The sequence below is a fragment of the Arthrobacter sp. FB24 genome (assembly GCF_000196235.1).
Classification (GTDB): domain Bacteria; phylum Actinomycetota; class Actinomycetes; order Actinomycetales; family Micrococcaceae; genus Arthrobacter.
Genome location: NC_008541.1, coordinates 2563460 through 2590443, shown reverse-complemented (window position 1 = coordinate 2590443; position 26984 = coordinate 2563460). Strand labels below are relative to the sequence as shown.

The 26984-nt window shown below is 65.7% G+C and carries 22 protein-coding genes; 12 read left to right on the top strand and 10 right to left on the bottom strand.

Going from position 1 to position 26984, the window contains the following annotated elements:
- Positions 1 to 80: 80 nt before the first annotated feature.
- The 3 genes from secD (at position 81) to ARTH_RS11620 (ending at position 5388) form a co-directional block, all read left to right on the top strand.
- A complete protein-coding gene (secD, locus tag ARTH_RS11630; protein ID WP_011692143.1) occupies positions 81 to 1838 on the top strand; it encodes a protein translocase subunit SecD in 1758 nt (585 codons plus the stop codon).
- Entirely contained in the window at positions 1839 to 2861 is a 1023-nt protein-coding gene (gene secF / locus ARTH_RS11625; protein ID WP_011692142.1) for a protein translocase subunit SecF, read from the top strand.
- Positions 2862 to 2994: 133 nt separating this feature from the next.
- A complete protein-coding gene (locus tag ARTH_RS11620; protein ID WP_011692141.1) occupies positions 2995 to 5388 on the top strand; it encodes a RelA/SpoT family protein in 2394 nt (797 codons plus the stop codon).
- Between the two features lie 43 nt (positions 5389 to 5431).
- Here ARTH_RS11620 and ARTH_RS11615 read toward each other — a convergent pair whose 3' ends face one another.
- The 3 genes from ARTH_RS11615 to ARTH_RS11605 form a co-directional block, all read right to left on the bottom strand.
- Positions 5432 to 6061, bottom strand: coding sequence for a type IV toxin-antitoxin system AbiEi family antitoxin (locus ARTH_RS11615; protein WP_011692140.1), 630 nt, complete (start codon positions 6059 to 6061; stop codon positions 5432 to 5434).
- A gap of 93 nt (positions 6062 to 6154) precedes the next feature.
- Positions 6155 to 7828 carry a DUF349 domain-containing protein gene (locus tag ARTH_RS11610; RefSeq protein WP_011692139.1) on the bottom strand — a complete coding sequence of 558 codons (1674 nt, stop codon included), beginning with the start codon at positions 7826 to 7828 and terminating at the stop codon, positions 6155 to 6157.
- A gap of 61 nt (positions 7829 to 7889) precedes the next feature.
- Positions 7890 to 8690 carry a peptidylprolyl isomerase gene (locus ARTH_RS11605; protein WP_011692138.1) on the bottom strand — a complete coding sequence of 267 codons (801 nt, stop codon included), beginning with the start codon at positions 8688 to 8690 and terminating at the stop codon, positions 7890 to 7892.
- A gap of 252 nt (positions 8691 to 8942) precedes the next feature.
- Here ARTH_RS11605 and hisS point away from each other — a divergent pair, with 252 nt between their 5' ends.
- Entirely contained in the window at positions 8943 to 10286 is a 1344-nt protein-coding gene (hisS, locus tag ARTH_RS11600; protein ID WP_011692137.1) for a histidine--tRNA ligase, read from the top strand.
- 6 nt (positions 10287 to 10292) lie between these two features.
- Here hisS and ARTH_RS11595 read toward each other — a convergent pair whose 3' ends face one another.
- Positions 10293 to 11549, bottom strand: coding sequence for an APC family permease (locus tag ARTH_RS11595; protein ID WP_011692136.1), 1257 nt, complete (start codon positions 11547 to 11549; stop codon positions 10293 to 10295).
- Positions 11550 to 11657: 108 nt separating this feature from the next.
- Here ARTH_RS11595 and aspS point away from each other — a divergent pair, with 108 nt between their 5' ends.
- Together aspS and ARTH_RS11585 are read left to right on the top strand one after the other, a co-directional pair.
- Complete coding sequence (gene aspS / locus ARTH_RS11590; RefSeq protein WP_011692135.1) at positions 11658 to 13448, top strand: aspartate--tRNA ligase; 1791 nt, start codon at positions 11658 to 11660, stop codon at positions 13446 to 13448.
- 80 nt (positions 13449 to 13528) lie between these two features.
- Complete coding sequence (locus ARTH_RS11585) at positions 13529 to 14323, top strand: GNAT family N-acetyltransferase (RefSeq protein WP_011692134.1); 795 nt, start codon at positions 13529 to 13531, stop codon at positions 14321 to 14323.
- A 112-nt stretch (positions 14324 to 14435) separates the two neighbouring features.
- On the opposite strand, the gene ARTH_RS11580 is transcribed toward ARTH_RS11585, so the two are convergent.
- The 6 genes from ARTH_RS11580 to ARTH_RS11555 form a co-directional block, all read right to left on the bottom strand.
- Positions 14436 to 15812, bottom strand: coding sequence for an MFS transporter (locus ARTH_RS11580; protein ID WP_011692133.1), 1377 nt, complete (start codon positions 15810 to 15812; stop codon positions 14436 to 14438).
- A gap of 10 nt (positions 15813 to 15822) precedes the next feature.
- Positions 15823 to 16152: a Dabb family protein gene (locus ARTH_RS11575; protein ID WP_011692132.1), complete on the bottom strand. Its 330-nt coding sequence runs from the start codon at positions 16150 to 16152 to the stop codon at positions 15823 to 15825.
- A gap of 1 nt (position 16153) precedes the next feature.
- Positions 16154 to 17830, bottom strand: coding sequence for an FAD-dependent oxidoreductase (locus tag ARTH_RS11570; RefSeq protein ID WP_011692131.1), 1677 nt, complete (start codon positions 17828 to 17830; stop codon positions 16154 to 16156).
- Positions 17831 to 17925: 95 nt separating this feature from the next.
- The gene (locus ARTH_RS11565) at positions 17926 to 18687 is read right to left on the bottom strand and encodes an SDR family NAD(P)-dependent oxidoreductase (protein WP_011692130.1); all 762 of its coding nucleotides are present in this window, start codon (positions 18685 to 18687) and stop codon (positions 17926 to 17928) included.
- 119 nt (positions 18688 to 18806) lie between these two features.
- A complete protein-coding gene (locus tag ARTH_RS11560; protein ID WP_011692129.1) occupies positions 18807 to 19592 on the bottom strand; it encodes an IclR family transcriptional regulator in 786 nt (261 codons plus the stop codon).
- Positions 19593 to 19787: 195 nt separating this feature from the next.
- A complete protein-coding gene (locus tag ARTH_RS11555; RefSeq protein WP_011692128.1) occupies positions 19788 to 20435 on the bottom strand; it encodes an acVLRF1 family peptidyl-tRNA hydrolase in 648 nt (215 codons plus the stop codon).
- Between the two features lie 52 nt (positions 20436 to 20487).
- Between ARTH_RS11555 and ARTH_RS11550 the strand changes: the two genes are divergently transcribed.
- The 6 genes from ARTH_RS11550 (at position 20488) to alaS (ending at position 26982) form a co-directional block, all read left to right on the top strand.
- Positions 20488 to 21912: a replication-associated recombination protein A gene (locus ARTH_RS11550; RefSeq protein ID WP_011692127.1), complete on the top strand. Its 1425-nt coding sequence runs from the start codon at positions 20488 to 20490 to the stop codon at positions 21910 to 21912.
- Between the two features lie 220 nt (positions 21913 to 22132).
- Positions 22133 to 22531, top strand: a complete 399-nt coding sequence (locus tag ARTH_RS11545; RefSeq protein WP_011692126.1) for a cupin domain-containing protein — start codon at positions 22133 to 22135, stop codon at positions 22529 to 22531.
- Between the two features lie 195 nt (positions 22532 to 22726).
- Positions 22727 to 23353, top strand: coding sequence for a 30S ribosomal protein S4 (gene rpsD, locus ARTH_RS11540; protein ID WP_011692125.1), 627 nt, complete (start codon positions 22727 to 22729; stop codon positions 23351 to 23353).
- A gap of 145 nt (positions 23354 to 23498) precedes the next feature.
- Positions 23499 to 23873, top strand: a complete 375-nt coding sequence (locus ARTH_RS11535) for a DUF948 domain-containing protein (RefSeq protein ID WP_011692124.1) — start codon at positions 23499 to 23501, stop codon at positions 23871 to 23873.
- A gap of 17 nt (positions 23874 to 23890) precedes the next feature.
- Entirely contained in the window at positions 23891 to 24121 is a 231-nt protein-coding gene (locus ARTH_RS11530) for a DUF6167 family protein (RefSeq protein ID WP_011692123.1), read from the top strand.
- 182 nt (positions 24122 to 24303) lie between these two features.
- Positions 24304 to 26982 carry an alanine--tRNA ligase gene (alaS, locus tag ARTH_RS11525; RefSeq protein WP_011692122.1) on the top strand — a complete coding sequence of 893 codons (2679 nt, stop codon included), beginning with the start codon at positions 24304 to 24306 and terminating at the stop codon, positions 26980 to 26982.
- Positions 26983 to 26984: the final 2 nt, after the last annotated feature.

Below are 26984 nucleotides of genomic sequence, written 5' to 3'. Positions count from 1 at the left end.
AACGACGGCCGCGGGCTGCCGCCGGTGTGTGAGCCCAGCTCACCCCGGCGGCTCCTCCGTAAACAATAGAAAGATCGACAATGGCACGTACTGGCCCCAAAAACTCAGCACTCAGAGTGCTGGTCTGGCTCGGCGTTATCCTCGCCGTCATGACTGCCGTGCTCGCCGGCGGCTCCATTTCCGGCCAGGCCAGCTGGGCACCCAAGCTCGCACTTGACCTTGAAGGCGGAACCCAGATGATCCTGGCGCCCAAGGTCGAAGGCGGTTCGGACATCAATGAGGATCAGCTCAACCAGGCCGTTGCGATCATTCGCCAGCGCGTTGACGGCTCAGGCGTGGCGGAAGCTGAAATCAGCACGCAGTCCGGCCGCAATGTGGTGGTAAGCCTCCCGGGTACGCCTTCCAAAGAGACCCGCGCCCTCATTCAGGCCTCGGCCGACATGAACTTCCGGCCGGTTCTCCAGGCCGGTCCCGGCGCCGCAGTACCCGTGGAATCACAGACGCCGGAAGACAAGCTGCCCAAGCCGACGGCTGCGCCGGCCAACAGCAGCGACGTCAACTGGGTTACGCCAGAGGTCTACAAGAAGTTTGAGACCCTGGACTGCGACAACCCGTCACAGGACAAGCAGGAGCGCTCGGATCCTGCCAAGCCGCTGGTGACCTGTGAGCCTGCGACGGCCACGTCCCCGGCCATCAAGTACATTCTGGGTCCGGTGGAAGTAAAGGGCTCGAACATCAAGTCCTCCTCCTTCCAGCTGCAGCAGGGTGCACAGGGTGCTGTTACCAACGAATGGGCAGTAAACATCCAGTTCGATGAGGCCGGCACCGCCAAGTTCAAGGAAGTCACGGAACGGCTGTACCAGTTCTTCGTGGCGGCCGGCGGCGAATCAGGCAACGATCCCAAGGCCCAGTTCGCAATCGTCCTCGATGACCAGGTCATCTCCGCCCCGCGTTCACTTGCGGTGATCACGGACGGCCGTCCCCAGATCACAGGCGGATTCACGGAGGATACCGCGAAGGCATTGTCCGATCAGCTCCGGTTCGGCGCGCTCCCCATCAGCTTCGAGATCCAGAGCGAACAGCAGATTTCCGCGACACTGGGCGGTGAGCAGCTCCGGATGGGCCTGCTCGCAGGCGTGATCGGCCTGCTCCTGGTAGTGGTCTACTCGCTCTTCCAGTACCGGGCCCTGGGATTTGTCACCATTTTCTCCCTCGTGGTTGCAGGTGCGCTGACCTACCTGGCCATTGCCATCCTGGGGTGGACTGAAAACTACAGGCTGTCACTTGCCGGCGTCGCCGGCCTCATCGTGGCCATCGGCCAGACAGCCGACTCCTTTATCGTCTATTTCGAACGAATCCGCGATGAATTGCGCGAAGGCCGCGGGCTGGTCTCCGCCGTGGAGAACGGCTGGAAGCGTGCCAAGCGCACCGTCCTGGCGTCGAAGGCAGTGAACCTGCTGGCAGCCCTGGTCCTCTACTTCGTGGCCGTAGGCAACGTGCGCGGTTTTGCCTTCACCTTGGGCCTGACGGCCATCGCCGACCTCATCGTCGTGTTCATGTTCACCCACCCGACCCTGCAGCTGCTGGCCCGCACCAAGTTCTTCGGCGAGGGCCATAAGTTCTCCGGCCTTGACCCGAAGCGGCTCGGCGCCGTGCCTCTCTACCGTGGTGCCGGCAGGCTCCGCACGCCGGAGGACAAGCCGGCCGTGGTGCGCGCCAAGAACACCGGAGCAGCCGCCGAAGCTGAGCGCAGGATGACCATCGCAGAACGCCGCCTCGCGGAAAAGCAGGAGCAGCTTGCCGGTTCCTCCAAGAGCACGACCAAGGAGGGCAAGTAAATGACCACGAATTTTGCCACGTTCGGCAATGAGCTCTACACGGGCAAGCGCTCGTACAACTTTGTCAGCGCCAAAAAGATCTGGTTCCTGATTGCGGCCGTCGCCGTGGCGCTGTCCATCCTCCTCCCGGTGGCCAAGGGCGGATTCAACCTCGGCATCGAGTTCCGGGGCGGGTCGGAATTCACCGTTTCCAATGTGAAGACCACGGAGGCGTCCCTCGGCGAGAAGGCCGTCCAGGACGTCGTGGAGGGCAGTATTCCACGCGTAGCCAACGTTGCCGGCAACACCATGCGGATCCAGACGGACAAGCTCACCGATGACGAAACCCTCCGGATCAAGGAAGGGCTGACCACCGCCTACGGTGTCACGGACAACGAGGTGACTTCCACGTTCGTGGGACCGACCTGGGGTGCTGACGTCACCAAGCAGGCACTTCTGGGCCTGGTGATCTTCGTTGTCATAGCGGCGGTCCTGATGGCGCTCTACTTCCGCACCTGGAAGATGTCGCTTTCCGCGCTGGTGGGCATGCTCGTGACCATGTTCATCACTGCAGGCGTTTACGCACTCAGCGACTTCGAAGTCACACCGTCGGCTATCATCGGCTTCCTGACGGTGCTCAGCTACTCGCTGTACGACACGGTGGTGGTCTTCGACAAGATCCGCGAGAACACGGCCGACATTGACGCCTCCACCCGCCGTACGTTTGCGGAGGAGGTCAACCTGGCCGTCAACCAGACGCTCGTCCGGTCCATCAACACGATGATGGTTGCCATCCTTCCCGTGGGTGCCATTCTCTTCATCGGCGCCGGCCTCCTGGGCGCAGGTACCCTGCGTGATCTCTCGCTTGCCCTCTTCGTCGGCATCCTGATCGGCACCGCGGCGACCATCTTCATCGCGGCCCCGCTGTATGCCTGGTTGCGCCAGGGCGAACCGCAGCTGGTGAAGCAGGCTGAGCGTGTGGAACGCCGCCGGGCAGAGTCTGCTGCCAAGGAAGCGGCCGCGACGGAGACTGCAACAGCCTGAACCGTCCGCGCCTGAAGGGCCGGGCTCCGTCATTCATGACGGGGTCCGGCCCTTCGCATCTGAGTTCCGGTTACGGAAGTGCCCTGCCGCAGGAATAGACTGGGATAATTAACGGGTCGTGAGGGGTGCTTCATTGGAAGAACGTTCGACGTCGGCGCCAACGGCCGACGGTGGTGAAGGTCCGGGCCAGGGTCCGCAGACCGGTCTGGTAGCGTCCGGGCGCCCGGACGCAGGTGTGCCGGTTGACAGTTCCGGGTTCCGGCCGACCTTCCCCGGACGCCGCGAACGCACCAGGTCCAGGCTCGCCCGCCTGACCGGCCGCGGCACGGCGACGTATTCACCCATCCTCGAACCGTTGCTCCGCACCGTCAGGGCGAACAATCCCAAAGAGGACTTCGACCTCATCCAGCGTGCCTTCGTCGTGGCGGAACAGAGCCACCGGGGGCAGAAACGCAAGAGCGGCGATCCGTACATCACGCACCCCGTCGCGGTGGCCACCATCCTGGCGGAACTGGGCCTGAGCGGCACGACGCTGGCAGCCGCCCTCCTGCACGACACGGTTGAAGATACGCCGTACACGCTGGCGGACCTCAAGAGGGACTTCGGTCCCGAGGTGGCCATGCTCGTTGACGGCGTAACAAAACTGGACAAGGTGAGCTTCGGCGAAGCCGCGCAGTCCGAAACGGTCCGGAAGATGGTCGTGGCGATGGCCAAGGACATCCGGGTGCTGATGATCAAACTCGCCGACCGGCTGCACAATGCCCGCACCTGGCGCTTCGTTTCGGCGGAGTCCTCGGCACGGAAAGCGCGCGAGACGCTTGAAATTTTCGCGCCGCTGGCCCATCGGCTCGGTATGAACACCATCAAGTGGGAACTCGAAGACCTGTCCTTCGCAGCGCTGTACCCGAAGGTGTACGAGGAAATAGTCCGCATGGTGGGGGACCGGACCCCGGAGCGTGAGAAGAGCCTCAGCGTTATCCGGAACCAGATCACCGAAGATCTCCGGACCGCGAAGATCAAGGCCACCATCACGGGCCGGCCCAAGCACTATTACTCGATCTACCAGAAGATGATTGTCCGCGACAAGGACTTCGACGATATCAACGACCTCATGGGCGTCCGGGTCCTGGTGGACTCCGTCCGTGACTGTTACGCAGCCCTTGGCACGCTGCATTCGCGCTGGAACCCGCTCCCGGGGCGGTTCAAGGACTACATCGCGATGCCCAAGTTCAACATGTACCAGTCCCTGCACACCACGGTCATCGGGCCCGGCGGCAAGCCGGTGGAGATCCAGATCCGCACCCACGAAATGCATCGCCGAGCCGAGTACGGTGTCGCGGCGCACTGGAAGTACAAGGACCAGCCGAACAGGACGGCCGCCGGCCCCGGAAGCCCCCGTGACGGCGACATGGGCTGGCTGCGGTCCCTCGTGGACTGGCAGCAGGAAACGTCCGATCCGGGCGAGTTCCTGGACTCCCTGCGGTTTGAAATCAACGCCCGCGAAGTTTTTGTGTTTACGCCCAAGGGCGAGGTCATGGCACTGCCGGCCGGATCGACCCCCGTGGACTTCGCCTACGCCGTCCACACTGAAGTGGGCCACCGGACCATCGGTGCCAGGGTCAACGGCAAGCTGGTTCCGCTGAACAGTGAGCTCAACCATGGCGACTGGGTGGAAATCTTCACCTCCAAGGCTGAAGGCGCCGGTCCCAGCCAGGACTGGCAGCATTTTGTTAAGAGCGCCCGCGCGCGCAACAAGATCAGGCAGTGGTTCAGCAAGGAGCGCCGCGAAGAAGCCATCGACCGCGGCAAGGAACTCCTGACGAAGGCGATGCGCAAGCAGAACCTTCCACTTCAGCGACTGATGACCCATGACGCCCTCGCCGAAGTGGCCGAGCACTTCAAATACGTGGACATCTCCGGACTTTATGCCGGTGTGGGCGACGGGCACACCTCGGCGCAGTCCGTGATGGAACGGCTTGTGGAGACCCTTGGCGGTAATGAGGGCCCGGAGGATGACCTGACAGAGGTCAGCATCCCCACTCAGGTCAGCAAGACGAAGTACTCCGACTCCGGCGTGATTGTCCGGGGCGTGGGCGACGTGTGGGTCAAGCTTGCCCGGTGCTGCACGCCGGTCCCTCCGGATCCCATCCTGGGATTCGTGACCAGGGGCTCCGGAGTGTCGGTTCACCGCACGGACTGCACGAATGTGTCGGACTTGAAAGACCAGCCGGACCGGATCGTTGAGGTGGAATGGGCGCCTACCCAGTCCAGCGTCTTCCTCGTCGAGATCCAGGTGGAGGCGCTGGACCGGAAGTCCTTGCTCTCCGATGTCACCCGCATCCTCTCCGAAAACCACGTGAATATCCTGGCCGCCAGTGTGCACACCTCGACTGACCGGGTGGCCATCTCGAAGTTCGCCTTTGAAATGGGCGATCCCAAGTACCTGAGCCACGTGCTCAGTGCCGTGCGGCGCATCGACGGCGTGTTCGATGTGTACCGCACAACCGGAAACCGCCGGCGCAGCTGACTGCCGGCCGCGCCGACCGCTACGCTTCCCGCGAGGCGTGCGGCTAGCCGGGCTGGGCCTGCAGGGCAGCGAGTTTTTCCAGTGCCGCCTTCTTGTGCGGAACCCGGGGAGTGGCGTCGACCGCGAGGGTCAGGAGCCGCAGCCTGACGTCCAATTCAGGGGTTGCCAGCATTCTCCTGAGGGCCGGCAGCGCCCGCTCTGCGTCGACGTGGAGTGCGATATCCAGTGCGGTCCGCAGCGGGCTGGAAACCATCAGGCCGCCCAGGCTGACAACGTCAAACGGACCGAGCCGCACTTCGTGCAGGGTGCAGCCGCGGGTCGACCTCAGGCTGGAGACACGCCGGGTGGCATCCACCAGGAGCGCAAGCCGATCCGGCTCCCCGGCACAGCCGTAGATCCACGCCGCCGTCATTCGCCCCGCAACTACCCGCTGCCGGATCGCCGGCGGAACGGCGAAGGACGCCGCGCGGGCGCGCAGCTGGGGCGTGGCGGCAGTTCCGGGGAGCATGTAGCCGCGCTGATACAGCTGGTTCAGAATGCCGTCTGCAGCCATGGCCTGCAGTTCCGGCCAGGAGAACACTCGGCCGGGTGAATACAGTTCTACGGAACCGATATCTGTGCGCCCCGCTGCTGCAGACCGGGAATTGGCGGGGACGGGGGACGAGGTAGCCATTCAGCTATCTTTTCCTGTGGCCTTAAACCGGTACAGGCCCCGTTCCGGTTATGTGGATAACCGGAACGGGGCCTGTACGTTAAGCTTGCGCGACTATGCCAGTTCGCTGGCCGAGCGCGAGATCTGGTCAAGCCATGCCTGGCGGGCCTCGAGGGCCTCCTGGGCGGCCTTGATCTTACGCTGGTCGCCAGCCTGCTCCGCCTTCGCGAGGTCTTCCTTCAGCCCTGCGATGGCGGCTTCCAGCTGGGAGAGTGCGCTGTTGGTCCGCGCCTTGGTCTCCGGGTTGGACCGCTTCCAGTTTTCGTCTTCGGCCTGTCGGACGGCGTCCTCCACCTTCCGAAGCCCGGCTTCGATCCGGCCCATGTCCGCGCGGGGAACCTTGCCGGCTTCCTCCCAGCGGTCACGGATGGACTGGAGGGCCTTCTTGGCGGCACCCAGGTCCTTGATGGGCAGCAGGGCGTTCGCCTCGACCAGGAGCGCTTCCTTCACGGTCAGGTTTGCACCGTACTCCTGGTCGATCTCGTCATTGGCTGCCTGGCGTGAGGTGAAGAACACGTCCTGGGCGGCGCGGAAGCGGGCCCAGAGTGCGTCGTCGTCCTTGCGGCTGGCCCGCGGTGAGGCCTTCCATTCGTCCATCAGGCGCCGGTATTCACCTGCGGCGAAACCCCAGTCCGTTGAGGTGGACAGTGCTTCGGCTTCAGCGATCAGCTTTTCCTTCGCGGCCTTGGCTGCGGAGTTATTGCTGTCCAGCTGGGAGAAGTAGGCCCGGCGGTGGCGGTCGAAGACCGTCCGTGCTGCCCTGAACCGCTTCCAGAGGGCGTCCTCGTTGCTGCGGCCCAGCCGCACGCCGTTCTTCTGTGCCGCCTTCCAGCTTTCGAAGAGCTCGTTCATGCGGGCGCTGGAGGTCTTCCACTGGATCTGCGCGGGGTCGTGGCCGGAAATTTCTTCCGCTTCTGCAACGATCGCTTCCCGTGCGGCCAGCTCGGCGGCGCGCACGGCGTCGTGTTCGGCTTTTTCGGCCTTCTCGAGTTCGGCGATCTGCGTGGACAGCGTATCGAGACGGGCTTCGGCCGCGCGGAGGTCGCCCACCATGTTGCGTTCCGCCAGCTGCTCGCGCAGGTGCGTCACGGTCTTCTGCATGTCGGTGGTGGGGGCCTTGGAGCCCACCCGCTGTTCGAGCAGGACAATCTGGGCCACCACGTCATCGTACTTGCGGGCGAAGTAGCCGAGGGCTTCCTCGTCGCTGACGTCCGGGTACTGACCCACGGGGTGTTCTTCGCCGTCGATGGTCAGGAAGACGTGGCCGTCGCCTTCGACGCGGCCCCAGCGTGCGGCTTCGGCCAGGGAGGCAGCCGAGGAAACAGGAGCGGGGACGGGAACTGCAGGCGAGGACGCTGCCTTCGGCCGCGCGGCGAACGCTGCCGGTGAGGGCGCCGGGCGGGCCGCCGGACGCGGTGCCGGGGCCGCGGGCGCCTCAGCCTGCGCGGCGTCGTCGGCGGCCTGAGCCTGCGCGGCGTCGTCGGCGGCCTGAGCCTGCGCGGCGTCGTCGGCGGCCTGAGCCGGAGCGGGTGCCTCGGCCGCGGGGGCGTCTTCGGCGGGTGCCTCGGCCTCCGTTGCGGAAACTTCCTGGGTACCGGACTGCGCCTCTGCCGTAGCCTCGGGAGCTGCGTCGTTGCCAGCTGCCTGTGCGTCGTCAACCACCTGAGCCACGGTCTCGGCTTCTTCGGAGGCTGTTACTGTTTCGTCGGATTTCTGACTGTCTGTCACCGCTAAAAGTCTTTCGCTTGGAGGGAAATACCAGCACCCGCAGCGTGGAGGCCGAGGCTGGTTACTTCAGAGAGAACGAGTCTATCGTGACTGGTTCCGCAGGAGCGCCGTCTGTTGCGCTTCCGCCCGTCTTAATACCGCCGGCGGCGATCTTGGTTACCACATCAAGGCCGGAGGTCACCTTGCCCACCACTGTGTATCCGCCGGCTTCATCGGCCGGGATGACGGTGTCCTTATAGACGATGAAGAACTGCGTACCGTTCCCGTAGGCATTGCCGCCGGTCCGCGCCACTGCAATCGTTCCAGCCGGATAGTTGTTGTCCGCCGGCGTGTTTTCAAGCGGGCCCCAGGTGTACGCGGGATCGCCCTGCCCGTCACCGGTCTTCGATCCGCACTGCAGGACGCCGAACGTTTCGCCCGTGGTCAGCCGGTGGCAGCTGATGCCGTTGTAATAGCTTTCGTCAGCAAGGGACTTGAAGACCGCTGCTGCCTGCGGTGCCTTCGTTCCGTCCAGCTCAACGCCCAGGGTGCCGCTGTTCAGCTTGAGCTCGCCGGTGAACACCTTGCCAGCCGCGGTCTCCGGTTTGGGGATGTTGGGACCGTTCGTGGCCGACGGTGCGGGCGACGCCGAAGGGCTGGTCAGGCCTGCCTGCGCGGCCGCGTACTCCTCCTCGGAGGGGTTACCGGCGAACACAGTGAGCTGAAGGACGATCGCGAGTGCCACGGCAGCGGCGCCGGCACTGACAGCAATGATATTGTCGCGCCTGCGGCGCTTCTCCTGGTGCCGCCGCAGCTCGCGCTTCGCTTCCATTTGCAGGATGCGCCGCTTTGCCTCGCGGGCGCTCCGTGAACTGGCCGCCAAAAGTCCTCCTGGTTGTCGGGCCGGCCAGCCGAACGGGCCATGGGCGACGTCCGGTGTCCGGCAGCAAGCGGCAGGCGTGCTCCGGGCCGCTCCATTAGAGTTGCCGGCGCCGAAAGCATAAACTGACTGCCGCACATAGTTTATGCATGACTGGCTGGTCTCCCGCCCTAACCGCCGCTTTTGATCGCATGGCGGAACCGGAATACCGGGTAAGGGACGTCAGCCTTCTGTTACCTGAGGAGAAAATCCACCATGGCACGCACCGCCTCCCTGTCCGGATTCCCCGAGTGGCTTCCCGAGGAGCGGCTGGTGGAGCTGCATGTGCTGGACACCCTGCGGCGGGTCTTTGAGCTGCACGGCTTCTCCTCGATCGAAACCCGTGCCGTGGAAACGGTGGGCCAGCTGCTCCGCAAGGGTGAAATCGACAAAGAGGTGTACGGCCTCAGCCGCCTGCAGGAGGACGAAGAGGACTCTAGGGCCGCCAAGGGCGACCACCACTCCCTGGCCCTGCACTTCGACCTGACGGTGCCGTTCGCCCGGTACGTCGTCGAAAACGCCGGATACCTCGCCTTCCCGTTCCGCCGGTACCAGATCCAGAAGGTGTGGCGTGGCGAGCGACCGCAGGAAGGCCGCGCCCGCGAATTCACGCAGGCGGACATCGACATCGTGGGCGACGGCGAGCTGCCGTTCCGCTACGACGTCGAAATCGCCCTCGTGATCGCTGAAGCCCTCAGCGCCCTCCCGATTCCGGACTTCCGCCTGCGCATCAACAACCGCAAGCTGGCCGAAGGCTTCTACCGCGGGATCGGACTGACGGATACCGCCGGAGTCCTGCGGAGCATCGACAAGCTCGAGAAGATCGGTCCTGCCAAGGTGGCCGACCTCCTCAAGACTGAGCTGGGAGCCTCCGAGGAACAGGCGCAGGCCGCCCTGAGCCTGGCCGGCATCCGCACCGAGGATACTTCCTTCGTTGAGAAGGTCCGTGCCCTGGGCGTGAAGGACGAGCTGCTGGAGGAGGGCCTGAATGAGCTGGAGCAGGTCATTGCCGCCGCGGTCCAGCGTGCGCCGGGCAAGGTGGTGGCGGACCTCAGCATCGCCCGCGGCCTTGACTACTACACCGGAACCGTGGTGGAAACCGTGCTGGTGGGCCACGAGCAGCTTGGCTCCATCTGCTCCGGCGGACGCTACGACGCATTGGCAAGCAAGGGAAACCGGAAGTTCCCGGGCGTCGGCCTGTCCATCGGCGTCACCCGTCTCGTCTCAAGGATCCTGAGCCAGGAACTGGCACAGGCCACGCGATCAGTGCCGACCGCAGTGCTCGTCGCCCTGAACAACGACGACAGCTGGGGCGCGGCCCAGGACGTCGCCGCGCAGCTGCGCTCCCGCGGAATCTCCACCGAGGTGGCCGCCAAAGCGGAAAAATTCGGCAAGCAGATCAAGTTCGCCGACCGCCGGGGCATCCCGTTCGTCTGGTTCACAGACGATGACGGAAAGCACCAGGTGAAGGACATCCGTTCCGGCGAACAGACAGACGCGGACCCCGCTTCCTGGACGCCGGCCGAAGAGGACCTGCACGTCCGGATCCTCAAGGCCTGAGCGGCCTTAAGGCCTGGGCTGCCGCTTCCGGAACCTCAGTACCAGGAACCGGCCGGCAATCCCGGCGGCAAGCACTGCTGCCATGCCCGCAACGGAGGCAAACGGCAGCGTAGCGGCCAGGAGCAGGCACCCCGCGAATCCCGCAGCGTTCATCCATCGGGGTGCGGATGCCGGTCGTTCGGTCAGGGTGAAGGCGGCGGCGTTGGTCACGGAGTAGTAGATCAGCACGCCGAAACTGGAGAACCCCACCACGGTGAGGACGTCCGTGGTGATGAGCAGGGCAACCACCGCGGCGGCCACGGAGAGCTCAGCGACGACCGGAACAGTGTGCCGTCCGCCCACCCGGGCCAGGGGAGCGGGGAGGTCCCGCTCCCGGGCCATGGCCAGCGCCGTGCGGCCCACTCCGGTAATGAGCGCGAGCAGGGCCCCCAAACATGCGGCGGCTGCGCCGGCTTGAACCAGCGGGCTGCCGGCGCTGAGGCTGGAAAAGGCTACGACGTCCAGCAGGGGCGACACGGATCCAGCCAGCCGCCGCGGGGACAGGTGCCACAGCAGCAGGACGGCGAGTCCCAGGTAGATCACGAAGGCAGCGGCCAGTGCGGCCAGTATCGCCCGCGGAATGGTGCGGGTGGGATTCTTGACCTCCTCGCCCAGCGTAGCGATCCGGGCGTACCCGGCGAAGGCAAAGAACATCAGACCGGCGGCCGGGAGGATTCCCCAGCCGCTGCCGGGGCTTTCCGCCGACACGCCGGGCCCCGGGTGGGGGCCCATCACACCCGCAACCGCGACAAACACCAGGGTGGCGAGAACAATGCCGAGCAGGACCCTGGTCAGCAGCGCTGTGCGGGTGATACCCATGAGGTTGACTGCCGTGAGCACTGCTACGGCTGCAACGGCCACGGGCGTGGCGTAATCCGGGGCCACATAATAGCCAAAAGTCAGGGCCATGGCCGCGCACGATGCTGTCTTCCCGGTGACAAAACCCCAGCCGGCAATAAATCCCGGCCATTCGCCCAGCTGTTTCCGGCCGTAAACGTAGGTGCCTCCGCTGGCCGGGTATTTGGCGGCCAGCTGGGCGGAGGCAACGGCATTGCAGTAGGCAATCGCGCCGGCGATGAGCACGGAAACGATCATGAGCCGGCCGGCCAGTGCGGTGGCAGGGGAGAAGACGACGAACACGCCGGCGCCGAGCATTGAGCCGAGCCCGATTGCGGTGGCGTCAAACACTCCGAGCCGGCGCTGGAGCCGCTGATGGGTCTGCATGGCGGATGTAAAGCCTCTCCAACGGGTAAACTCGAACGGGACTGTTCCCTAACGGTCCCATTCAACATCATCTCTGTATTCCTGCTGTCTCCCTAAGAAAGGCGTGCTGTGCTGCGCACACATGACCTCGGATCCCTTCGCTCCGAGCACATTGGACAAACCGTAACCCTTGCCGGCTGGGTGGGCCGGCGTCGTGATCACGGTGGTGTGGCATTCGTTGACCTTCGCGATGCCTCGGGCGTTTCCCAGGTGGTCGTCCGCGAAGAAGAGGTCTTCCACGGACTCCGCAATGAGTACGTCCTGCAGGTCATCGGTACGGTGTCGCAGCGTCCGGAGGGTAACGAAAACCCGGCGCTGGCCACCGGCCAGATCGAGGTTATCGCCGAGAAGGTGACCATCCTCAACACCTCTGATCCGCTGCCCTTCCAGATCGACGAGCACGTCGAGGTGGGCGAGGAAGCCCGCCTCAAGCACCGCTACCTCGACCTGCGCCGCCCGGGCCCCGCCCGTAACATGCGCCTGCGCTCCGAGGCCAACCGCGTGGCGCGCGAACTGCTCCACCGCGACGGTTACGTGGAGATCGAAACACCCACGCTCACGCGTTCGACGCCGGAAGGCGCCCGCGACTTCGTGGTCCCCGCACGCCTCGCGCCGGGTTCCTGGTACGCGCTGCCGCAGTCCCCGCAGCTTTTCAAGCAGCTCCTGCAGGTGGGCGGGTTCGAGAAGTACTACCAGATCGCGCGTTGCTACCGCGATGAGGACTTCCGCGCGGACCGCCAGCCGGAATTCACCCAGCTGGACATCGAAGCGAGCTTCGTCGAGCAGGATGACATCATTTCGCTCGGCGAAAGCATCGTCAAAGCCCTGTGGCAGCTGATCGACGTCGAGATCCCGACGCCCATCCAGCGCATCACTTACGCGGATGCCATGGCACGCTACGGCTCAGACAAGCCGGACCTCCGCTTCGGCCTGGAGCTGACCGAGCTCACCGAGTTCTTCAAGGACACCAACTTCGGCGTGTTCAAGGCGCCCTACGTCGGTGCAGTGGTCATGCCCGGCGGGGCCTCGCAGGCACGCCGCGCGCTGGACGCCTGGCAGGAATGGGCCAAGCAGCGCGGGGCCAAGGGCCTCGCCTACGTCCTCTTCAAGGAAGACGGCGAACTGGCCGGTCCCGTAGCCAAGAACCTCACGGATACCGAGCGTGCCGGCCTCGCCGACGCCGTCGGCGCCAAGCCCGGAGACTGCATCTTCTTTGCCGCCGGCGAGAAGACGCCTTCCCGTGCCCTCCTCGGTGCCGCCCGCGTCGAAATCGGACACCGCACCGGCCTGATCAACCCCGCCGACTGGGCGTTCTGCTGGGTCGTGGATGCGCCGATGTTCGAACCCGCCGCAGCCGCAGTGGCCTCGGGCGACGTCGCCGTAGGTGCGGGCCAGTGGACCGCAGTCCACCACGCCTTCACCTCGCCCAAGCCGGAATTCATGGATTCGTTCGACAAGGACCCGGAGTCCGCGCTTTCCTACGCCTACGACATTGTCTGCAACGGCAACGAGATCGGCGGCGGCTCCATCCGTATCCACGAGCGTGATGTCCAGGAGCGTGTCTTCGAGCTCATGGGCCTGGACAAGGCAGATGCCGAGACGAAGTTCGGCTTCCTCCTGGAAGGCTTCAAGTTCGGCGCTCCGCCGCATGGCGGCATTGCCTTCGGCTGGGACCGCGTAGTGGCACTCCTCGCCGGCGTGGAGTCGATCCGCGACGTCATCGCCTTCCCGAAGTCCGGCGGCGGCTACGACCCGCTGACCCAGGCTCCTGCGCCGATCACCGCGCAGCAGCGTAAGGAGGCCGGCGTCGACTTCAAGCCCGAGGCAAAGAAGGCAGATCCCGGCGCCACGAAGGCCTGATCCGCCGAGGCACAAACACGAGCAAGGGGCTCCCCGGGACAACCGGGGAGCCCCTTGCCGTTGATAAAGGAGGGAGACGCATGGCTCGCATCGGACTGTCTGACATTGAATCCGCCATGGATGCTGCCTGGCCCGCCACTGACCGGGAAGAGTCCGGCGGCTGGGTGCTGCGTGCCGCGGGCGGCGTGACCCAGCGGGCCAACTCGATCTGGCCGCGTTCGGAGCCTGCCGGCACCCACCACGACCGGATGGCGCGGCTCCGGGATGCCCGGGCCTGGTACCGCAGCCGCCGGCTTCCGGTGATCTTCCAGGTCTTCGACGACTCCCGCAGTAGCGCCCTGAACGCTGTCCTCGACGAGGAAGGCTTCACCCGGCAGTCGGAGACCCTGGTCCTGGTGCGCGACGCCGGCGCGGAGCCCGTATCTGCTGGCGAGGCGCCTGACGCCGGCGTCGAACTGACTGCAGAGCCGTCGGCCGAATGGCTCCAGCTGTGGTGGAGAGTGGACGGCCGCGGCGGCGAGGAGTCCCTCGCCACCGCCCGCGCTATCCTCGAAGGCTGCCGGTCGCTGTACGCCCTGGTGCGGGACGACGACGGCGCGCCCGCCGCCGTCGGACGCCTTGCCGTTCCGTCCGGCACGGAGGGTGGCCTGTACGCCATGGCTACCCGCCCTGATGCCCGTCGCCACGGCTACGCGACCCGGGTTCTCCGGTCCTTGCTGCGTGAAGGTGACGCCCTGGGCCTCAGCGGATACTGGCTTCTGGTGACGGCGGCCAATGCCGGCGCCCGGGAGCTGTACGCCCGCTCGGGATTCACGGAAGCCGGACGCTACTACTATCGGCAGGAGCGGCCCAAGAGGCACCTGACCGGCTGCTAGGTTCCTTCGGTCGCATAGCTTTCGGTGGCGTGCGCCGGCCAGTGTCCGGGGTACTGATCGGGGCCGCTGGTGGGGCGCGGCGTGGTAATTCCTTTCGGGCTGGTGCTCGGACTCAATGGTTTTGCAGATCCCGCCGGGCGGCGGTACCGGCCAGGTACGGAGCACCCAGCTCCCCGATCGGCGTTTTGAACGTCTCACGGGAGTAGTACACCGAGGCTGCAGCTATGAGCATGCACACCGTGCCGAACACAGCCACGGGAACCCAGCCGGTGACGCCCGGGGTCAGGAGCAGGCCGGCAATCATCGGGGCGAAGCCGGCCAGGACGAGTCCCAGCTGGTTTCCCATCGCCATGCCTGTGTAGCGGACCGGTGCGGCGAACTGTTCCGCGAAGAATGCGGGCCAGATGCCGTTGAAGCCCGAGTACAGCAGCGTCATGTTCAGGAAAGCCGCCAGGAAGACCAGCACGATGTTGCCGGAGGACAGTGCAAGGAAGTACAGGAAGATCGTGGCTGAGCACCCGAACGCGGCCGTAAGCAGCACGGGCCGGCGGCCGATCCGGTCCGAAAGTCTGGCCGCCACCGGCATGGCAAACATGGACAGCCCGATGGCGACGGCGTTGACGGTCAGGATGGAGGCCCGGTCAAAGCCTGCCGTGGAGGTGGCATACGCCAGGCCGAAAACGGTGAAGATGGTCTGCATGACGGACATGATCGACATTCCCACAACGCGCATCACATCAGGGCCTTGGAACTTAAGCACTTCCTTGAGCGGCATCGGGGCGACCTTCCGGTGTTCCTGGGCCTCTTCGAAGACCGGAGTTTCGTCCAGGTGCGTCCGCACCCAGTAGGCGATGGCCAGGACCACGATGGAGAGCCAGAACGGGATGCGCCAGCCCCAGCTCATCATTGCTTCCTGCGGCAGGGCCGTGACCGGAATGAACACGAGGGTGGCCAGCACCATGCCGGAGGCGTAGCCGGTCATCACGAAGCTGGTGAAGAAGCCGCGTTTACCTTCGGGCGAGTGTTCCAGGGTGAGGGTGGAAGCGCCGGCCGACTCCGCACCGGCGGAGAAGCCCTGTGCCAGCCGCCCCGCCACCAGGAGGACCGGTGCCCAGACGCCGACCTGTTCGTAGGTGGGCAGGAATCCGATGCCCAGCGATGCCAGGCCCATGATGCCCAAGGTCAGCAGCAGGATCTTCTTCCGGCCCAGCTTGTCGCCGAAGTGGCCCATCACCAGCCCGCCCACCGGCCGGGCTACGTAGGCGACGCCGAAGGTGGCGAAGGCGCCGATCAGGCCGATGGCGGGGTCGGCGGAAGGGAAGAAAAGGTGCGGAAACACGAGGGCGGCGGCGGTTCCGTAGATGAAGAAGTCGTAGTACTCCAGAGTGCTGCCGAGGAATGACGCCAAGGCTGCCTTGCCCGGGGTTTTGCGCGGTGTCGTGCCCTGGGCGTCATGTGGCGGGATTCGGGTTGCGGGTGCAGATTGCATGGGGTTCTCCTTAAGACGTCGGTGTCTTAGTGGAAGCCGGCTGGGAATCCGGGAGGTGGAAGTCCACCGAGAGGATTTGCCGGCTGTTGGGGAATGAGTAGGCCTTGAGCGGCTCGTGCAGCGGATGCGTGTTGTACACCGCGATGTCCTCGACCGTTTTGAAGTCGGCGACGATGGCGTAATCGAAGGAGCGCTCGGTACCGAGCAGGTCCGGGCCATGGCTCAGGCTGAGCATGCCGGGAATGTTCCCGGCCATCCTGTTGAGTCCGGCGATCCAGGCCTGTTTATCGGCGGGCGGGAAGTCCGGTTTGAACTTGAAGAGTACGGTGTGGCGGATCATCTCAGGCTCCTACCAGTTCCGCTGCTGCCTCGTTTTCTTCAGCCGGGCGGTACTCCGGCGACCGGCCGGCGATGGTGCGGCCGGCGAGGTAGCCCATGGTCATGATCGGTCCAAGGGTGGCGCCGGCGCCGGGGTAGCCCGCGGCGTAGGCGTTTTCGGCCGTGTTGCCGGCGGCGAACAGGCCCTCGATGGGGCGGTTGTCGACGTCGAGCACGCGGGCCAGCCCGTCGGTTGCCACGCCGCCGTTGGTCCCGAATGCGCCGTTGACCACCTCCATGGCGTAGAACGGGCCGGCCCGCAGCGGACCCAGGGACGGGTTCGGGTACAGGTTCTCCTCATCGCCCCAGTACTTGTCGTACGCGCTTTCTCCGCGGCCGAAGTCGGGGTCTTCGCCCTTGACCGCAAACCCGTTGAACCGTGCCACGGTTGCGCTGAGGTTTTCCGCGGGAACGTTGATCTTTGCCGCGAGTTCTTCCAGTGTGGCCGCCTCGATCAGGTAGCCAGGGGCGGGCTGGCCGGCGCGGTGGGCCAGGATGCCGTACCGCTCCATGTAGGCGTGGTCGACTATCACGTGTGCCGGCGTGTTGAGGGTCTGGTTCGCGGCGGAATCCCAGGACTGCAGGCTCCGGGCGAGGTCGTTGTAGTTCTGCGACTCGTTGGCGAAGCGGCGGCCATGGCGGTTGACCATGATCGATCCCGGGCCCTGGCGCTCGAAGCGGAGCAAGGTGCCGATCGGCTGCCCGTCGCGCGTGTCGCCGGTGACCGACATCGGGGCCCACCAGGCTTCCCTGGTGCCGCGGGTCTGGCCGCCGATCCGCTGGGCCATCCGCAGGCCGTCGCCGGTGTTCGAGGGCGGTGAGCACATCGTGTAAAGCCGCGAGGCCAGCATCGAGTCGGCCAGTGCCTTGTCCCATTCGAAGCCGCCGGTGGCCAGTACGACGGCATCGTTCGCCTGGAAGACTTCGCCCGATTCGAGCTCGACGCCGGTCACCCGGGCGCCGTCCGTGAGCAGCCGGTGGCCCCGTGCTTCGGTGACGAAAGCGGCACCGTCGCGGACCAGGCTGGCAAGGAGCATGGACACCAGGGCCTGGCCCTTGGCCACGAGCCCGTCAGCCTGGCGCTGGTTGAGGTCGTCCCAGGGGAACCTGGTGAAGGCACCCCAGTTTTCGTATTCCTGCATGGTGAACGGGGCCCTGCCGTCGGTGCGGACGTGCGCCGTGAGTGCGCCGAGGGCTTCCTTGCTGTTGAACAGCTCGGGTTCCACCGTGCGGCCACCCTCCACGGCGCCGGGGAGGTCCTGGCGGTAGTCCGGGAAGTTGTTGAGGAAGATGAAGCGGACGCCGCACTCCTCTTCAACAAACCGGAGCATCTGGTCCCCGTAGTCCAGGGCGGCGTCCAGGAGCTCCGCCCGTCCGCGTCCCCGGGCCACGGCGCGCACGTATTTTGCGGCCGCTTCCTTCGAATCGGTCATGCCGGCTTCCCGGGCGTGGTGGTTGTCCGCCACCCACAGCATGCCGCCGGAGACGGCGGACGTGCCGCCCAGCACGGCGCTCTTTTCCAGGACGACGACGGATTTGCCGGCGCGCGCTGCGGTGGCCGCCGCGGTGAGTGCACCGGCGCCGGATCCGACGACGACGACGTCGTAGCTTTCCGCTGCGGTTCCATTGACGAATTTCATGGGTGTTGCCTTTCAGGAGGGAAAATTGGTTGCGCAGATGCCTGCGCGAACGGTTCTGCCAAGCGGCTGCCCGGGGCCGGGAACCCCGCGCCGGGTCAGACGGCGGTGTAGCCGCCGTCGATCACGAGCTCGGAACCGGTGGTGAAGCGGGATTCGTCGGAGGCCAGGTACAGCACCCCATAGGCAATCTCGTCCGGCTTGCCCTGCCGGGGAAGGGGATTGGAGCCCACCAGCTGCCTGTAGTAGGCCTCGGCGCCGATGTCTGACTGCTCGGCCGAGCGGCGGCTCATCCGGGTGTCCATGGAGCCCGGGTGGATGGAGTTCACCCGGATGCCATGGGCTCCGTACGCCGCCGCATCGGACTTGCTCAGGAGCCGGACGGCACCCTTGGTCGCGTGGTACAGCGGCACGTTCCGTCCGCCCGTGATTCCGTGGATGGAGGAGAAGTTGACGATGCTGCCGGCGCCCCTATCGATCATGCCGGGGACCACGTGCTTGGTCATCAGCCAGACACCCTTGACGTTGACGTTGAAGATTGTGTCGAAGTCCGCCACGGAGGCGGTGTGGGAGGCTCCGGCGGGCCCGATGATTCCGGCCGCGTTGACCAGGATGTCCGGCGTGCCCAGGTCGTCGATGACCCGGCGGATAGCATCGGCGACGCTGTCCTCGCTCGTGACGTCGACGTCGTACTGGCTGATGTTTGCGTGGGACGCGCCTGCCGGGATGCCGGCAACGTCCAGGCTGGCGACTACTGCGCCGTGTTGAGCCAGCAGGGCGGCAGTGGCGCTGCCCAGGTCGCCGCGGCCGCCGGTGACGATTGCGGTCTTACCAGCCACCCGGTTCGCTGTGGTGTTCATGGGTTTGCTCCTCGTAGCTCCTGCAGCTTCTTTGCCGCGTCTAGCCAGAGTGGCAGGGGAGGTGTGACTGGAACCACATGATTGCCGATGAACGGCAATGCAGCGTCCAAGAGCTCCGGTCAGTGGCTCTGGCGGACGGTCCCCTTCAGCTCGCCGCGCCAGCCCAGGGCCCGCGAGATTCCCCGGGCGGCGGCCATCAGGACGGGGACCCGGGCAGCCGCGTTCTCCTCGTTGCGCGGCACCACTACGCTGAGCGCGGCGCGGACTCTGTTGTCGGGTCCAAAGACGGGGACAGCGATGCCGCTGGATTCGGGCACGATCACGCCCGGCATGGCAGCAAAGCCGCGCTGCCTGATCTCGGCCAGGTGGCGGCGGAGCACCGCAGGGTCCGTGAGGGTGGTTTCGGTGAACTTTGTCAGCGGACGGGCCAGGAAGCTGCCCTGATAGGCCGCCGGGGAGTGCGCCAGCAGAACCAAACCCGAGGACGTTGCGTGCAGCGGCAGCCTGCCGGCGATTTTCGTGATGTCCACGATGGTCTTGTCGGAGCCAAGCCGTTCGATGTACAGCACTTCATCCGAATCCAGGATGCCCAGCGTGGTGGAATGCTGCACAACTGCCTGGACGTCCTCCATGAAGGGCAGGGCGGCCTCCCGCAGTCCGAGCATCTTGGACCCGCGGGAGACGAGTTCCCACATCCTGGTGCCGATGTGGACGTCGCCGCCTGGCTCGCGTTCGAGGAGCCGTTCCTGCAGCAGGTCGTTGACCAGCCTGTAGGTGGTGGTTACGGGCAGCCCGGTCCTGCGCCCGAGTTCGGCGACGCTCATGGAAGTATGGCGGTCGTCGAAGGCGCTCACGATTTTCACGAAGCGCCCGATGATTGACTCGCCCGATGCGGAATTGGCCACTCTTCTCCTCAGGATTCCCGCTCAATGGTAATCCTCCTCCCGGGCGCCGGGACCTGCCCTCCGGGACAACGGCAGTCCCGTCCTGGCCTCCTGCGGCTGCACCGCCTCCTGAGCAACCTGCCACGTGTTCCTCGGGAGGGATGCCTTCGACACGCTGGGCGGGCGCAGCGAGGATTAGGTGGAGCAGCGGCGGGGCTAAGCCGGCGGGTCGGTCACCAGGATCCGGACCGAACACGCGTCGGCTGCAGCCTGCTTCAGCACGGAAGCGCGCGGGTCCGGGACGTCCAGGAACGCAAGCCGGAACCGCGCCGCGTAGCGTTTCAGTACGGGTTCGCCGAGGACCTGCTCGGCAAGGGTGCGGTCGCCGCCCGGCACCAGGTATTCGATCCGGTGCTCCCGGAAGATCCGGTCGGCGTGCCCGGCGACCGCCTCCACCAGGGCGTCGGCCTGGTTGGTGCGGCGCCGGGCGAACCGCTGCTGGGACCCGCCCCCGGCGGCAGTCCTGGACTGGATGTGGCGGGTACCGGTTTTGGAGGCAAGGGCGGCCCCGTCACGGACCACCGCCACTGAGTAACCGCCGCGGCGGACAAGCACCAGCCCGACCGTCCGGGACTGCGCCGCCAACGAAGCCAGCCGTCCCACGGCATCGGCGCCGCGGCCGGGCCGTCCGTCCGCCGGCCACGGCGACTGCAGCAGCGCCACGGCACCGTCCGCCGCGGACAGTTGCAGGCCGCCGTCGAGGTCTTCTTCGACAAGGGTGCCGTGGCTTGCGGCAAAACGCTCCACCCATCCCGGCAGCCGTTCACCGGAGACGAAAGCCACACGGGACTCTGGGTTTGGCATCGCGTGGTTCTCCGTTGTTAGGGGCGTCCTGAACTAGAAGTAGCCTATCTATGTGGATGATCTCTTTGGCCAAGGGCCGGACAACGACGACGACGGCGGGACTGTGACGCCGTCCGGATCGGCAGTTTCCGGGCTGGCCGCCGGCCGGACGCAGCCCCGGAGCCCGCTGGCTGTCCGGATGCGGCCGCGCACGCTTGACGACGTCGTGGGCCAGCAGCACCTGCTGGGGCAGGGTTCGCCGCTGCGCCAGCTTGCCGCGGGAGCGGGGGCGGATTCCGCCGGCCCGGCCGGCCCCACCTCGCTCATCCTGTGGGGTCCTCCAGGAACCGGCAAGACCACGCTTGCGCATGTGATCGCGAAAGGCCCGGGCCGGAAGTTCGTCGAACTGTCCGCCATCACCGCGGGCGTCAAGGACGTACGGCGCGTGATGGACGATGCGCTCACGGCGCGGGACCTCTACAAGACCACAACGGTGCTTTTCCTCGACGAAATCCACCGTTTCAATAAAGCCCAGCAGGACGCGCTGCTGCCGGGGGTCGAAAACCGCTGGGTGGTCCTCGTCGCCGCCACCACCGAGAATCCCTCGTTCTCGGTCGTGTCCCCGCTGCTGTCCCGCTCGCTGCTGTTGACGCTCCGTCCGCTGACCGATGCCGACATCGAGGGCCTGGTCCAGCGGGCCGTTGCTGATCCCCGCGGACTCAACGGGAAAGTGCAACTAAGCGAAGAAGCACTGGCGCACCTGGTCAGGCTGTCCGGCGGAGACGCGCGCCGAGCGCTGACAGCGCTGGAGGCGGCCGCCGGCGTGGCTTTCGGTGATGCCGACGACGCCGACGACGGTCCCGTCACCGTGGAACTGCGGCATACCGAACGTGCCCTGGATGTTGCCGCCGTCAGGTACGACCGTGCGGGGGACCAGCACTACGACGTTGCCAGTGCCTTCATCAAATCGATTCGCGGATCCGACGTGGACGCCGCACTCCATTACCTGGCACGCATGCTGGAGGCCGGGGAGGATCCCAGGTTCATCGCCAGGCGCATCGTGATCTCGGCTGCGGAGGACGTCGGGATGGCGGACCCCACGGCGTTGCAGACTGCCGTGGCGGCGGCGCAGGCCGTGCAACTGATCGGCATGCCCGAGGGGCGGATCGTGCTGGCCGAGGCCGTGGTCCACCTGGCGACGGCCCCGAAGTCCAACGCCGCCTATATGGGCATCAACAAAGCCACAGCCGATGTACGGGCCGGCTTGGGGAACGGCATCCCCGCCCACCTGCGGGATGCCCACTATCCGGGTTCCAAACAGCTCGGGCACGGGCAGGGTTACAAATACGCGCACGACGCACCGCACGGCGTTGCCACCCAGCAATATCCACCGGACGACCTCGTGGGCCGGGACTACTACCAGCCCACCGCCAACGGCGCCGAACGGGAGATTTCCACCAGGCTGGAGCGGCTCCGGAAGATCATCCGCGGCGGCTGACGGGCCGGCCCCTGCGGACGGTGCACTTGCCCGTTGACTTCCGGCGGCGGAGGGCTAACGTTGAATTACGTCAGCACAGATCTGCTGTACGTGCGTGCCTTGAGGGGGACATCAGCACACTTGCCGGTTGCCCGTTCGCTCAGGCCCGGGCCGGCCGCCGGCACGGAAACAGCCCGGCACAACCCTATGCGCCTCCTTCCCAGTTCCCAGGCAGTGTCACATGTCCGCAAATTTCGTCACAGCAATGTCCGTGAAGTCGTTCGACGTTCCGGACAAGAAGCGTTGCCCCGACAAGGCCGAGTTCGATCTGGTCACCGTGAACGATTACTCAGTGGCCCGGCTGATACTCAACCCCGGCTGGCGGTGGTCGGAGAGCATCAAGCCCCTTGAGAAGACCGACTTCTGCCAGCACAACCACCTCGGATTCTGCGTCTCCGGTGTCATGGAAGTGGAAACCCCCGACGGCGTCCGTTCCACGATCCATGCCAACGACACCTACACGCTGCCTCCCGGCCACGATGAATGGGTGGTGGGGAACGAGCCGTTCATCGCCGTCGAGTTCCTGGGCGCCGCGTCCTTCGGCCGTCCGGCCAGCCGCGGCGTCCACGCGCGGACCTGACGGCAGGCGTCAGGGACGGCAGACCGCATCGTGGTAGGATAGTTCGTTGTCTGGCAAGGCACGGACGCACAATCCACCAAATTCACTTTGATGAGGTTATGCCCTGCGCCCAGTAGCAAAAGGCAGCGGTTGGCCGATGCTCTCCATCGTGGAGGCCAGTAACACTGACACACCGCAGATATTGGAAGGACACAAGTGGCTAACAACACTCGTGCTCGCCGTACCGCACGCCTTTCGCGTGCACTCGGCATTGCTCTGACCCCCAAGGCCGCCAAGTACATGGAGCGCCGCCCGTACGGCCCCGGTGAGCATGGCCGTGCCCGCAAGAAGCAGGACTCCGACTACGCCGTACGTCTGCGCGAAAAGCAGCGTCTGCGCGCCCAGTACGGCATCCGCGAAGCCCAGATGACCCGTGCCTTCGAAGAAGCACGCCGCACCAAGGGCCTGACCGGTGAAAACCTGATCGAACTGCTCGAAATGCGTCTCGACGCCCTCGTGCTCCGTGCCGGCTTCGCCCGCACCATCGCCCAGGCCCGCCAGCTGGTTGTGCACCGCCACATCCTGGTTGACGGCATCCGCGTTGACCGTCCGTCCTTCCGCGTCGGCGAGGGCCAGCTGGTCCACGTCCACAGCCGCAGCGAAACCATGCCTCCGTTCCAGGTTGCAGCAGCCGGCGCGCACCGCGACGTCCTGCCCCAGGTTCCGGCCTACCTGGACGTCAAGCTTGACGCCCTGCAGGCACGCCTGGTTCGTCGCCCGAAGCGCTCCGAGGTTCCCGTAACCTGCGAAGAGCAGCTCGTCGTCGAATTCTACGCACGCTAAATAAAAGCAGCGTATACAAAGAAGCCCGTGGCAAGCGCCGCGGGCTTCTTTGTATGTAAGGTACTGGGGGGAGTTCCGCAAGAGCGGCCACGGCGCCGGTGCGGAACCCGCAGCAGTCCACGGAAATACAAGGAGATGAACGTCTATGTCTGGTGGCGATATTGCCGGCCTGATCGCGGCAGGGGTGTTTGCGCTCCTCGTGCTGTTACTCGCCGTGCCGATCCTGAAGCTCGGACGGGTTTTTGATGAAGTCCGGACGTCTATCCGTTCGATTAGCGACGGCGCCACACCGCTCATGGACGAAGTCACGGCAACGGTTTCCACCACGAACCAGCAGCTCAAGAAGGTTGACGGCATCTCGTCCAACGTCTCGGACGCCTCAGCCAACATCTCCGCCCTCTCGTCTCTCGTGGCGGCAACCGTGGGTTCTCCGCTGATCAAGGTGGCAGCCTTCAGCTACGGAGTCCGCTCCGCCCTCTCCGCCCGCAAGAAACCCGCCACCGGCCGCCGCAGCCGCTAATCCCGACGGAGCACTCAATGAAAAGAATCCTCTGGATGGGAATCGGCGTCGCCATCGGCGTCATCGCTTTCCGCAAGATCACCGAGGCCCAGTCCACCTTGGGCCCTGAAGGCCTCAACAGGGCGGTGGGCCGGCTGGCCGACGGCATCTACGACTTTGCAGACGCTGTCCGCGATGGCATGCAGGAGCGCGAAAGCGACCTGCGGGCTGCACTGGGCATTGACACCCAGGAGCTGGTGCGGCGCTAACCCGCAGCCCCTGGAACGGCCCGGAAACCGGTCCGGTACCCGCGCGGACATCACAATGCCCGGCGTAGGGGAGAATTAAACCGGTGGCTCAGGCATGTGCCAGGGCAGCCACGCGTTGCATTGCGTGAACCGCACGCATCAGAACTACACGCAGTACACCAAGAAGGGTAAGTAACCAGGTTATGAAGTCGCAGGAGATCACCAAGCGCTGGATCGACTTTTTTGTCAGTAAGGGCCACACGGCGGTGCCTTCCGCATCACTGGTCTCCAGCGACCCCTCCCTGCTGTTCACGGTGGCCGGCATGGTTCCGTTCATTCCGTACCTGACGGCCCGCGAGGAGGCGCCCTACAACCGCGCCACCAGCGTGCAGAAGTGCATCCGCACCGGCGACATCGAGGAAGTCGGGAAGACCGCCCGCCACGGCACCTTTTTCCAGATGTGCGGCAACTTCTCCTTCGGCGACTACTTCAAGGAAGACGCCATCAAGTTCGCCTGGGAGCTCCTCACCACCAGCGTCGACGACGGCGGCTACGGCCTGCCGCCCGAGAAGCTTTGGGTCACCGTCTACGAAGAAGACGACGAGGCCGAGCAGCTCTGGCTCAAGAACACCGGCATGCCCGCCGAGCGGATCCAGCGGATGGGCAAGGCGGACAACTACTGGTCCACCGGCCAGCCCGGCCCGGCCGGACCCTGTTCCGAGATTTACTACGACCGTGGCCCTTCCTACGGCGTCGAAGGCGGCCCCATCGCCGACGAGAACCGCTACGTCGAAATCTGGAACCTCGTGTTCATGCAGTACCAGATCGACAACGTGCGCTCGAAGGTGGACTTCGACATCACCGGTGAACTGCCCAAGAAGAACATCGACACCGGCCTGGGCATGGAACGCCTGGCAATGATCCTGCAGGACGTCGAAAACATGTACGAGACCGACCAGGTCCGTCCCGTCATCGACAAGGCCGCGGCACTGTCCGGCAAGGAATACACCTCGGCCGAGTCCGCCGACGATCCCCACCACACCGACGATGTCCGGATGCGCGTAGTGGCGGACCACATCCGGTCCGCACTGATGCTGATCGCCGACGGCGTGACGCCCTCCAACGAAGGCCGCGGCTACGTACTGCGCCGCCTCATCCGCCGGGCCGTGCGCTCCATGCGGCTCCTGGGCGTCGAAAAGGCCTGCCTGCCCGATCTGCTGCCGGCTTCCCGTGACGCCATGAAGGGCGTCTACCCGGTGGTGGAGACCGACTTCGACCGCATCAGCCGCATCGCCTACGCCGAAGAGAAGGCGTTCCTGCGGACCATTGCTTCCGGCACCGCACGCCTCGAGGACGCCGTCAAGGATTCCAAGGCAGCCGGCCAGCCGCTTTCCGGCGCCGATGCTTTTGCCCTGCATGACACTTACGGTTTCCCGATCGACCTGACGCTGGAAATGGCGGAAGAAGCGGGCCTGAAGGTCGACGAACCCGAATTCCGGAAGCTGATGCTTGAGCAGCGCCAGCGCGCCCAGGCGGACGCCAAGGGCAAGAAGGGTTCGCACGCCGACCTCAGCGCCTTCCAGGAGCTGCTGGCCGAGGGGGAGACGGTCTTCACCGGTTACACGGAGCTTGCCGGCGAATCCAAGGTCCGCGGCATCCTTTCCGGCGGCCGCAAGGTTTCCCAGGCCTCCACCGGCGAGGAAATCGAACTGGTGCTCGCCGAGACCCCGTTCTACGCGGAAGCCGGCGGCCAGGCTGCCGACACCGGGCTCATTACGGGAGACGGCTTCGTCGTCGAAGTGCTGGACGTCCAGCGCCCTGTCAAGGGCCTGAGCGTGCACAAGGCGATCGTCCGCGAGGGCGAAATCGGCGCGGACTCGCTCGTGCAGGCGGCGGTGGACCGCGAGCGGAGGCACTCCGCAGAGCAGGCCCACACCGGCACCCACATTGTGCATGCCGCCCTGCACCAGATCCTCGGCCCGGAGGCACTGCAGCGCGGTTCCTACAACAAGGCCGGATACCTGCGCTTCGACTTCGCCTGGGGAGAGGGACTCAGCGCTGCCACGCGCTCTGAAATCGAAGAAGTCTCCAACCTTGCCATCCGCAACAACTTCCAGGTTGAGACCAAAGTCATGGCATTGGCCGAGGCCAAGGCTCTCGGCGCCATGGCGCTCTTCGGCGAGAACTACGGCAACGAAGTCCGGGTCGTAGAGATCGACGGCGCATGGTCCCGCGAGCTTTGCGGCGGAACCCATGTGGCCAACACCTCGCTCATCGGCAGCCTGTCACTGCTGGGCGACCAGTCCGTCGGCTCGGGAAACCGCCGCGTTGAAGCCTTCGTGGGAATGGAGGCTTTCCGGCACCTGGCTGCCGAGCGGGCGCTGGTCACGGAGCTTACGGAAATGCTGAAGGTGCCGTCAGGGCTGCTGGCGGACCGCATCGCCACCACCCTGACCAAGCTCAAGACGGTGGAAAAGGAACTCGAGCGCCTGCGCAAGGAGCAGCTGACGGCTGCCGCTGCGCAGCTGGTGGGTACGGCTAAGGACGCTGCCGGGGTGAAGGTCATTGCGCACGACGCCGGACAGGTGAGCGGCGCTGACGACCTCCGGGGACTGGCGCTTGACCTGCGCACACGTCTTGGCTCCGAGGCCGCGGCAGTTGCGGTTGCGGGTGTGAGCAACGACCGCCCCGTGATTCTTGTCGCCACCAACGAGGCGGCCCGTGCCGCGGGTGTGAAGGCCGGAGCACTCGTCCGGCTCGCAGCCGGGATCCTCGGCGGCGGCGGTGGCGGCAAGGACGACGTCGCCCAGGGCGGCGGCACCGATGCCGCGAAGGTGCCGGCGGCGCTGACCGCCGTCGTGGACGCAATCACGAGGCGATAACC

Bases quoted from the DNA above. Each gene is read 5' to 3' on its own strand.
- ARTH_RS11545 (WP_011692126.1), top strand. From the start codon at position 22,133: ATGTCCGCAAATTTCGTCACAGCAATGTCCGTGAAGTCGTTCGACGTT.
- ARTH_RS11555 (WP_011692128.1), bottom strand. From the start codon at position 20,435: ATGCCAAACCCAGAGTCCCGTGTGGCTTTCGTCTCCGGTGAACGGCTG.
- ARTH_RS11580 (WP_011692133.1), bottom strand. From the start codon at position 15,812: ATGCAATCTGCACCCGCAACCCGAATCCCGCCACATGACGCCCAGGGC.
- ARTH_RS11585 (WP_011692134.1), top strand. From the start codon at position 13,529: ATGGCTCGCATCGGACTGTCTGACATTGAATCCGCCATGGATGCTGCC.
- ARTH_RS11595 (WP_011692136.1), bottom strand. From the start codon at position 11,549: ATGCAGACCCATCAGCGGCTCCAGCGCCGGCTCGGAGTGTTTGACGCC.
- ARTH_RS11565 (WP_011692130.1), bottom strand. From the start codon at position 18,687: ATGAACACCACAGCGAACCGGGTGGCTGGTAAGACCGCAATCGTCACC.
- alaS (WP_011692122.1), top strand. From the start codon at position 24,304: ATGAAGTCGCAGGAGATCACCAAGCGCTGGATCGACTTTTTTGTCAGT.
- ARTH_RS11570 (WP_011692131.1), bottom strand. From the start codon at position 17,830: ATGAAATTCGTCAATGGAACCGCAGCGGAAAGCTACGACGTCGTCGTC.
- ARTH_RS11530 (WP_011692123.1), top strand. From the start codon at position 23,891: ATGAAAAGAATCCTCTGGATGGGAATCGGCGTCGCCATCGGCGTCATC.
- secD (WP_011692143.1), top strand. From the start codon at position 81: ATGGCACGTACTGGCCCCAAAAACTCAGCACTCAGAGTGCTGGTCTGG.
- secF (WP_011692142.1), top strand. From the start codon at position 1,839: ATGACCACGAATTTTGCCACGTTCGGCAATGAGCTCTACACGGGCAAG.
- ARTH_RS11535 (WP_011692124.1), top strand. From the start codon at position 23,499: ATGTCTGGTGGCGATATTGCCGGCCTGATCGCGGCAGGGGTGTTTGCG.
- hisS (WP_011692137.1), top strand. From the start codon at position 8,943: ATGGCACGCACCGCCTCCCTGTCCGGATTCCCCGAGTGGCTTCCCGAG.
- ARTH_RS11615 (WP_011692140.1), bottom strand. From the start codon at position 6,061: ATGGCTACCTCGTCCCCCGTCCCCGCCAATTCCCGGTCTGCAGCAGCG.
- ARTH_RS11575 (WP_011692132.1), bottom strand. From the start codon at position 16,152: ATGATCCGCCACACCGTACTCTTCAAGTTCAAACCGGACTTCCCGCCC.